The organism is Leptolyngbya sp. FACHB-36 (assembly GCF_014695955.1).
Classification (GTDB): Bacteria; Cyanobacteriota; Cyanobacteriia; order Leptolyngbyales; family Leptolyngbyaceae; genus FACHB-36.
In genome coordinates, this window is sequence record NZ_JACJPG010000426.1 from 1 (window position 1) to 8,619 (window position 8,619).

General features: G+C 50.1%; 7 protein-coding genes. 5 read left to right on the plus strand and 2 right to left on the minus strand.

Translation table 11 applies throughout. The features are described from left to right. Nucleotides 1-155: 155 nt before the first annotated feature. Nucleotides 156-1,040, plus strand: a complete 885-nt coding sequence (locus H6F43_RS11930) for a LysR family transcriptional regulator (protein WP_190342978.1) — start codon at nucleotides 156-158, stop codon at nucleotides 1,038-1,040. A gap of 231 nt (nucleotides 1,041-1,271) precedes the next feature. Here H6F43_RS11930 and H6F43_RS11935 read toward each other — a convergent pair whose 3' ends face one another. Then, the gene (locus tag H6F43_RS11935) at nucleotides 1,272-1,712 is read right to left on the minus strand and encodes a hypothetical protein (RefSeq protein WP_190342979.1); all 441 of its coding nucleotides are present in this window, start codon (nucleotides 1,710-1,712) and stop codon (nucleotides 1,272-1,274) included. A gap of 197 nt (nucleotides 1,713-1,909) precedes the next feature. Continuing rightward, entirely contained in the window at nucleotides 1,910-4,126 is a 2,217-nt protein-coding gene (locus H6F43_RS11940) for a GAF domain-containing protein (protein ID WP_190342980.1), read from the minus strand. A gap of 561 nt (nucleotides 4,127-4,687) precedes the next feature. Between H6F43_RS11940 and H6F43_RS11945 the strand changes: the two genes are divergently transcribed. The 4 genes from H6F43_RS11945 to H6F43_RS11960 all read left to right on the plus strand — a co-directional run. Further along, nucleotides 4,688-5,371 (plus strand): class I SAM-dependent methyltransferase, encoded by a 684-nt coding sequence (locus H6F43_RS11945; protein ID WP_190342981.1) that lies wholly within the window; start codon nucleotides 4,688-4,690, stop codon nucleotides 5,369-5,371. A 143-nt stretch (nucleotides 5,372-5,514) separates the two neighbouring features. Next, entirely contained in the window at nucleotides 5,515-6,165 is a 651-nt protein-coding gene (locus H6F43_RS11950) for a TetR/AcrR family transcriptional regulator C-terminal domain-containing protein (protein WP_190342982.1), read from the plus strand. 70 nt (nucleotides 6,166-6,235) lie between these two features. Continuing rightward, on the plus strand, nucleotides 6,236-7,588 hold the full coding sequence (locus H6F43_RS11955) for an HlyD family efflux transporter periplasmic adaptor subunit (RefSeq protein ID WP_190342983.1): 1,353 nt from the start codon (nucleotides 6,236-6,238) through the stop codon (nucleotides 7,586-7,588). A gap of 3 nt (nucleotides 7,589-7,591) precedes the next feature. Further along, on the plus strand, nucleotides 7,592-8,619 hold a 1,028-nt coding region (locus tag H6F43_RS11960; RefSeq protein WP_190342984.1), incomplete at its 3' end, for an ABC transporter ATP-binding protein.

The window sequence follows — 8,619 nt, forward strand, 5'->3', positions numbered from 1 at the left end:
TGATCGAGATCCGCGATCGTGGCGGCTCGAACGTCTAACTTTAATGGTTGCATTGCTGCTCTGTTTAAATAGCTATGTTGACTGTAAAAAACAATTCTTTAGATGTCCAATATATAGTTAAGGCAGTTTTAATACTTCAGAAATATAAGTGAGGCATGGAACTCCGCCATCTGCACTATTTCATTGCCGTTGCTGAGGAACTTAACTTCAGCCGCGCCGCCGATCGCCTGCACATGGCGCAACCGCCTCTTAGCCAGCAAATTCGGCAACTAGAGCAAGAATTGGGATTTCAGGTATTCCATCGCACCAAACGTCGTGTGCAACTGACGGAAGCCGGACAAGCCTTTCTAGTGGAAGCGCGACAAGTGCTGCAACACCTCGATCAGGCAGTGCAGACGGGACGGCAGGCAAGCCGAGGAGAAGTGGGACAATTGGCGATCGGCTTTGTCAGCTCCACGGCGTACAATATCCTGCCGCCGATTCTGCAATCCTTTCGCCGACAAGTTCCTGACGTGACCTTGGAGCTACGAGAGCTAACCACCCGTGAGCAGTTGCAGGCGTTACTAGAAGGCAAGCTAGATATTGGCTTTGTGCGTCCGCCTGTAGAAGAACCAGAGTTAGCAACAGCAGTTATTTTTCGGGAGCCGCTGATGGTGGCGCTACCAGAGTTTCATGCGTTGCAAAAGCGCGCTAAAGTGCCCGTGCGATCGCTGTCCAATGAGCCATTCATCTTATTTCCACGTGCCATTGCTCCGGGATTGTACGACCCAATTATTAGCCTGTGTCTACAAGCAGGCTTTAGCCCACGAGTAGTGCAGGAAGCCATTCAGATGCAGACGATCGTGAGCTTAGTGGCAGCCGAAATGGGCGTCGCGATCGTGCCGTTGTCATTGCGGAATTTGCAGCGTCAGGGAGTGATTTATAAGCCGCTACAAGAATCAACTCCAATGGTCGAGATCGTGATGATTTGGCGAAAGACTCCTACTCCGATCGTGCAGCGATTTCTAGCAGTAACCAATGATGTTTGTGCCAGCATATAGATACAGCAGTTTTATCTAAAATAGACTATTATATCAATTCGGAATTTGCAACTCGAAATTACAGAAGCTTGAGTCTGCTCACGTTTTAGTGGTTTGATTTGTGGCTGGAATTTAGAGAATTGGTATTAGCTGTTAACAAGTTTTAAGTACATAGATATATAAACGCAAACAAACTACGCCGCTCGATTGCCAGGGCGAATAGTTCTCTTAACGTGATTTACGCTGACCTAGCTAATACCGCATGCTTGGCGCAATAAAAAGATCTACAGCTTCACCTATTCCCAAGCCAAGAGCAGTAATTAGAACCAGCCACACAAATATATTCGTCTGTTGAAAGTTAGCAGCTCGCATTTCCAGAAGCGCGTACAGCAGCGTGATTAGCGGCAGCAGAATCAAATTTAATGATAGTGGTTGAACAAGGATCAATGTTACGACTACGCTAACAAGAAAACTGATGCTAAGCACTACGAATAGTTGCCGACTAATTAACCAAGTTAACGAATCTACAATAGGATGGCTTTTCCAGGCGATCGCAAATGTTGTTACTACTACAAAAGTACCGACAAGCCAGGAGAGGTGGTGAGCAGCTAAATACCATCCTAACAGCGTATATTCCACTCCAAGCAAGCTCAAAGCCACCCAGGGAGCCTGTCCAAGAAGTTTAGTGTTCATGTTAAAAACTGTTACTGTATCAGAGAATAAGATACTACTACTATAACGAGCATTCACTAAGGAAGCTTTAAGCCTTAGAGTTAAACAAGCGATCGGGTTAAGTTTTCGTGTGCGATCTTTTCTACTGAACGAACGGTAAAAGAGCCTTCGAGAAATAATGTAACTAGTTAAACTGTAATGTATCAGTCATTGCTTCTTTACAAAGGCAACCAGACTGAGAATGTGCTGCCGACTCCTACCGTTGATGTAAAGGAAACCCGACCACCGTGCAGTTCGGCGAATTGCTTGGATAGAGCGAGTCCTAAGCCTGATCCTGTCTGCTGGGAGTTGCTGGTGTCGTCGATTTGCTGAAATAACTGAAATAGTAAATGCTGCTTGTCGATCGGAATTCCAACTCCCGTATCACTCACATCAAACACTAAGAAACGGGCGTCGAGCGTAACGCAGGACGATGATAAGTGAGTAGATCCTACAGGCAGAGTATTGGCTTCTAACTCTACCCCGTCTGCCAACCGACTACTCAGCGTAATCGTTCCTCCTTCAGGCGTGAATTTTACTGCATTCGATAGATAATTCAGCAGGATCTGGATAATGCGCTGCTGGTCTACCACAACGGATTCCACGGCAACTGGCAGCGTCAAGGAAAGCGTCTGCCGTTTGGCGATCGCTCGGACTTCTATCATCTCGATCGCGCTTTGGCAGAGCGCTGTTGCGTTAGCTGACGCTTTATTAAGTTCCTGTTTACCCGCTTCTATCTTGGCAATGTCTAGCAAATCGTTAATCAAATTCAGCAAATGCTCACCGCTGCTGTAAATCAGCGATAGGTACTGTTCCTGCCTGCTATTAATAGAACCGAAATGCTGCTGAAGCAGCACCGTTGATAGTCCTAGAACTGACGTTAGCGGCGTCCGGAGTTCATGAGAAATATTAGCGATGAAGCTAGACTTAAATTTATTCAGCTCTTGCTCTCTGGCTAAAGACTTCCGGACCTCTTCCTCAGCTTGTTTGCGCTGGACGAATAAGCCAAGCTCAGTGGAAGCCGCTATTAGATCAATCAGTCGCTGGTCTTCCTGACGGGCTTCAAACATGTAGAACACGAGAACAGTGATGACTTCGTCGTTAGCTAGCAGCGGAATGCCTAATGTGGCTTTGAGTCCCGCATCTAACGCCAGTTGTGCCCGAATAAACGTCGTACTAGCTTCTATTGAGACATCTTGATGCCATTCGGTTTGCTTTGTCTTCCAGACGCGACCAGGAATGCCAACGCCTGGAGGGAAGGTGAACGCCTCACTCTGTCGCCTAAATTCCTCTAATCGGTTAGTTTTGCTGTACCATGCCGGACTGCATTCCATCACTGTTTTGTCAGGGCTAGGAACCCACGCTTCCCCAAACTCCCACTGGGTAGCTTCACACACTTTTTGCAGGGCGACCTTTAAAGCTGAGTAAAAATCGGCAGAAGTCACGATCGCTTGCGTCACAGTTTGCAAAAGTTGGCTGTCTTGCTCTGCTGCCTTGCGCTCTGTAATATCGACACACGATCCGGTAAAACCAGCAAATGTCCCGTTGCTCAGAAATCGGGGCACTCCAGTTTCTAACATCCAGCGGTACTCTCCATCTGCCCGCTTTAATCGGTATTCGATCGTGTAAAGCGTCTGGGTATCAAACGCGGCTGTAAAGGTTTTAAGCCAGGATTTTTGGTCGTCTGGATGCAGTCGTTGCTTCCATCCCTCGCGAATGGCTTGCTCAAGCGATCGTCCTGTAAACCGGAGCCAGCGTTGATTATAAAAAATGGGTTGTTTATCTGGACCATTCATCCAAATGAGAAACGGAGCACTATCTGCCATTGTCCGAAACCGTTCTTCACTTTCGCTCAGAGCGGCTTCTTTGCTCTGAGCCTCTCGCATAAGACGTTCCGACTCTAGAAGTCCTCGTCGTAGTTCAAGCTGTGCAACGACTTGACGACCAAGAACTTGTAATGCCTGAATCTGGCTAGAACTCAGTTCACGTGGGACAAAGTCAACGACACAAATTGTTCCTAGTGCATGACCTTCAGGTGTGATTAAAGGCATTCCTGCATAAAACCGAATGTGGGGCGGCTTGACAACTAAGGGGTTCGTTGCAAAGCGCTCATCAAGGAGTGCATCGGGCACGATCAAAATGTCGGATTGCAGAATCGTGTAGCTACAAAATGCAACATCGCGAGGAGTGCTTGCAATATCCAATCCCACTTTGGATTTGAACCATTGTCGCTGTGCATCGATCAGACTAATAACCGCGATCGAAGTACCACAGATATTGCTAGCCAGGTAGGTGAGGTCGTCAAACGCGGACTCAGGTTCAGTATCCAAAATTTGATACTGGCAAAGGGCGCTCAGTCTAGCCGATTCATCATCGGGCAGAGGGGCTGTCTGCATAACTTCTTCAGAAGAATCCATTGAGAAGAGGTCGCAATACCTCAGTAACGGTTCAAGAAATTTCATCGCTTCGGATCTCATAACGCTGGTCTTAGGATTCCCAGCCTGTGCTTTTTAGCCAAAGCTTTAAATGATGAACATCTCAAGCTGAGCTTCTACTCTTGACGGGTCGCGACTCGTCAAGTAGAACAATCCGTTGACTACAATTGAGTCTGTCAAACTCCTAAATCAATGCGTTTAGACAACGTTTCTAGATTGGTAGAAATGTAAGTGTTAACTCCGTAAAGGATTTTTGTCTACCGTTATCTCTGCGGATTTACACGGGTTTCTCAGGAGCCGCCGTACAAGGCTTCGGTAGGAATACTGAGCAGATAAACAGTAATTTACAGATCACTGCAAATCTTGAAGTTACAACGCATATTGATCGATTCAGACAATGTTTGCTGAGATAAACTCGAAGTAGAATTGCCCTTTGTCTTGAGGGTGAACAAAATTTGACGCTGCGAAACTTCTAAGTAGAGTGCCTTTCGCGTTTTTATTGACAGTGCCAGTACAGGCTGTATGACCCTAGAACCACTCAGCGACACTGCGATCGTCCACTCCTGGCACAAAAATGCACAGCCTTGGACAACGGCTGTTCGGGAAGGACATATCCAGAGCCGTAAGCTAATTACCGATCGAGCGATCATTGATGCAGTGGTTGACCAGCATCCAAGAAGCGTTCTGGATCTGGGCTGTGGTGAGGGATGGCTAGCACGTGCTCTATCTGCAAAAGGGATTGATGTTTTAGGGATTGATGTTGTCCCTGAATTAGTTAAGCAAGCGCAATCGATGGGCGGTGGGCAGTTCGAGGTGCTCTCGTATGAGGAGATCGGGGCTGGAAAGCTAAACCAGCAATTTGATGTGGCTGTCTCTAATTTCGCGCTTCTGGGTCATGAGTCGGTGTTAGGGTTGTTCCAAGAAATGCCGTCTCTGCTTGCCCCAAATGGGTCTTTTATTGTTCAAACCATTCATCCAGTTGTAGGTTGTGGAGCATATCGCTACGAAGATGGCTGGCATGAGGGTTCGTGGGCTGGCTTTAGCCACGACTTCTCAGATCCGGCTCCCTGGTATTTCCGCACGCTGGAATCTTGGGTGCGGCTGTATTCAGACCACGGCTTCAGGCTAAAGGAGATGCGGGAACCATTACATCCGCAGTTGGAGAAGCTTGCGTCTGTGGTCTTGATTGGTGCCTTGATTGATTAGCAGGCATTTTTCTACGTTTTCTGGGTTGCTATTGGCTCAAGCTCACTTCATTGGGACGTTAGCCACAGACTGGCACAAATCACGATCGTGCTTTACAGCCGGATGAGGTGTGTTATTGTTTGACTAGTCAATCAAATACACTTATGCCTTCACGAGACGAGCAAGACTTTGAGGGGCGGCGGCAGCAAATCATTGATGGTGCGCTAGAGGTTTTTGCTAGCAAGGGGTTCGAGACGGCAACGAACAAAGACATTGCTGCCGCTGCGGGAATTGGCTCGCCTGGTTTGATCTATCACTATTTCAAGGATAAAACGGACTTGTTTCGTCAGGTCGTCGAGCAACGCCTACCGCTGCTGCAATTGCTCATGCACTACGATGACGAAACGATGGATAAACCACCGCAGGAAGTGCTGACTACGTTTGCAAAAGCTTTTTTGAGAGTTGCTGAGAACCCGACGTCGATCGCCCTAATGAAGCTGCTGCTGGGAGAAGCCTTTCGGCAACCCCACGTCGCGCAAATTTTGAACTCGATCGGTCCCAGCCGCTCGATCGCCTTTCTAACCCGCTACCTAGCGCGGCAAATGTCGCTAGGGACGCTGAAGCCAATGGACCCAAGAGCCGCCGCTCGTTGTTTTATCGGTCCTTTAATTGCCTATCTGGTCACGCGGGAGGTCTTTCTACAGCCAGATGCGCAGCAATTGGATGCCAATACAATGGCAAGTACTGCCGTTGAGATATTTCTGCAAGGAATGCAAGTTTCCTCAGACATAGAAAAAGACATAGAAAGTTCTTGATCTCTTTTTTTGACTGTTTGTTGATTGACTAATCAATCAAGTTCCGCGCCACTCACTTCAGGCATTCACCATGACTCAAACCCAACCCGACCTAGAAAACGACTCCAAGCCGTCAAACGGACAAGCTGTAAAAGAGCGGGAGCTATCCCAATCGCCGCCCACTGAACACCCACCGACTGAGCAGCCGCCTGCTCAGAAAAAACCTTGGCAAAAGATCCCCAAACCGGTTCGCATCGTTGGCGCGATCGTGGTGTTAGCGGGTCTTGGATACGGCATCTACCGTTTATTTTTCTACAGTCCCAATGCCGAAGGGCTATTCCTCAGCGGACGCATTGAGGGCTACGAAACGGATATCTCCGCCAAAACGGGCGGCAGGGTTACAAACGTTGCCGTGCGAGAAGGCGATACGGTCCAGCCCGGTCAGCTTTTAGTGCAAATTGACGACTCTGATTTGCGCGCTCAACTGCAAGGCGCGATTGCCCGCGTCCGAGCAGCCCAAGAGCGACTACAGCGTGCCCGTCAGCAGCTACCCGTTTTGCAGGCGCAGCTTCAGCAAGCCAGCTTAACCACCGAGCAATCGTCGCAAGACAGTCAGGGTCGCGTGCTAGAGGCAGAAAATGCGGTCGATCAGGCGCGGTCCAATCTGGCAGAAGCGCAGGCAAGTCTGGTTCAGGCGCAGGCGCGGCAGCGGCGCACACGGGAACTGTATGAAGCAGGTGCCGCCTCTGCACAGCAGCTCGATGATGACAACGCCACCTTGGGAGTGGCGCAGGCGCGGGTTGCGGCTGCCCAGCAGCAGGTGAAATCTGCTGGAGGACGACTGACTCAAGCGCAGGCAACTCAGCAAAACACTCCCATTCGGGCGGCGGCAGAACTTCAGGTGCAGCGACAGATTGATCAGGCTCAAACGGACATTTCCGTTTCGCAGCAGGAAGTCCGCGATGCCTTGGCGAGTCAGGCACAGATTCAAGCGAATTTGAACTATCTGGTGGTCAAGAGTCCGATCGTGGGAGACGTGATTACGCGATCGGTCGAACCCGGTGAAGTCGTTGCCGCTGGCGCACCGCTGATTACAGTGGTGAATCAGCAGCAGCTTTATTTACGCGGCTTTGTGCCAGAAGGGCAAATTGGTCAGATCAAGCTGGGACAGCCAGCGCGTGTGTACCTCGACTCGTTTCCCGATCGACCGCTGGACGCGACCGTGTCGCGCATTGACCCAAAAGCCAGCTTTACTCCAGAGAACACGTACTTCCAGAAAGACCGCGTGACGCAGGTGTTTGGCGTCGAGCTAACCCTAAAGGACAACGCACAAGGGTTGGCAAAACAAGGAATGCCCGCCGATGGGCGGATTATTCTTCCTGAAACCGAGCAGAAGCGATCGTCCACACTGCTGCCGGGTTTTCTCAGTTTTCTCACTCCTTGAGCCATGACCCAAACACTTTCCGCTAGGGCTGCCACACCGCACCCGATCGCGCCCATTATTTCCATTCGGGATTTGCGCCACCGCTACAGCAAAGCGGCACCGGATGCGGTCGCCAGGATTAATCTCGATGTCTTTCCAGGCGAGATTTTTGGCTTGATTGGTCCCGATGGCGCGGGCAAAACGACCACGTTTCAAATTTTGTCTGGAGTGATGCCCCAGACCAGCGGCATTGTCGAGGTGCTTGGCTCCAATCCGCGAGATGCGCGGCTGCAAATGGGCTACCTGACGCAGCGCTTCAGCCTCTATCAGGACATGAGCATTCTAGAAAATCTCCGCTACGCTGCCGGACTGCGCGAAATTAGCGACGCAGACTTCAAAAAACGCTGCGATCACTATTTGGGATTGCTGGACCTCGATCGCTTCAAAGACCGACTAGCGGGCAAGCTTTCGGGCGGTATGAAGCAAAAACTCGCGTTGTGCAACACGCTGATTCACAATCCCCAAATTGTGCTGCTCGATGAACCGACAACGGGTGTTGATCCCGTGTCGCGGCGGGAGTTTTGGGACATTTTGGCGCAGCTTGCCAGCACCGAAGGCATTACGACTGTTGTGGCAACGCCGTATCTTGATGAAGCGGAGCGGTGCTCTCGGATTGCCCTAATGTACGAGGGCAAAATTCAGCAGTGCGATACGCCTGCCAATGTCAAAGCTAGCTTGGGCGTGAAGCGGTTGGAGGTGCTGCTGCCCCTGGCACAACTGGATCAGGCGGAGACTGCGCTAAAGCAAAATGCCGATTTACGCGAGTCGGTGTCGGATGTGCAGCGATTTGGCGATCGACTCGATGTTTTGACGGCTCAACCCACACAAACTGCCAGCGACATTCGCCGGATTTTGCAGCAGCAGCAAATTCAGGTCGAACAGGTGGCAACTGATTCTCCGACGCTGGAAAACACGTTTGTAGCGCGGCTGCGCGACCTCAAGGGCGAATCGTTGGTGCACGATTACCCACGCATTTTGCGGCAGGAAAAGAC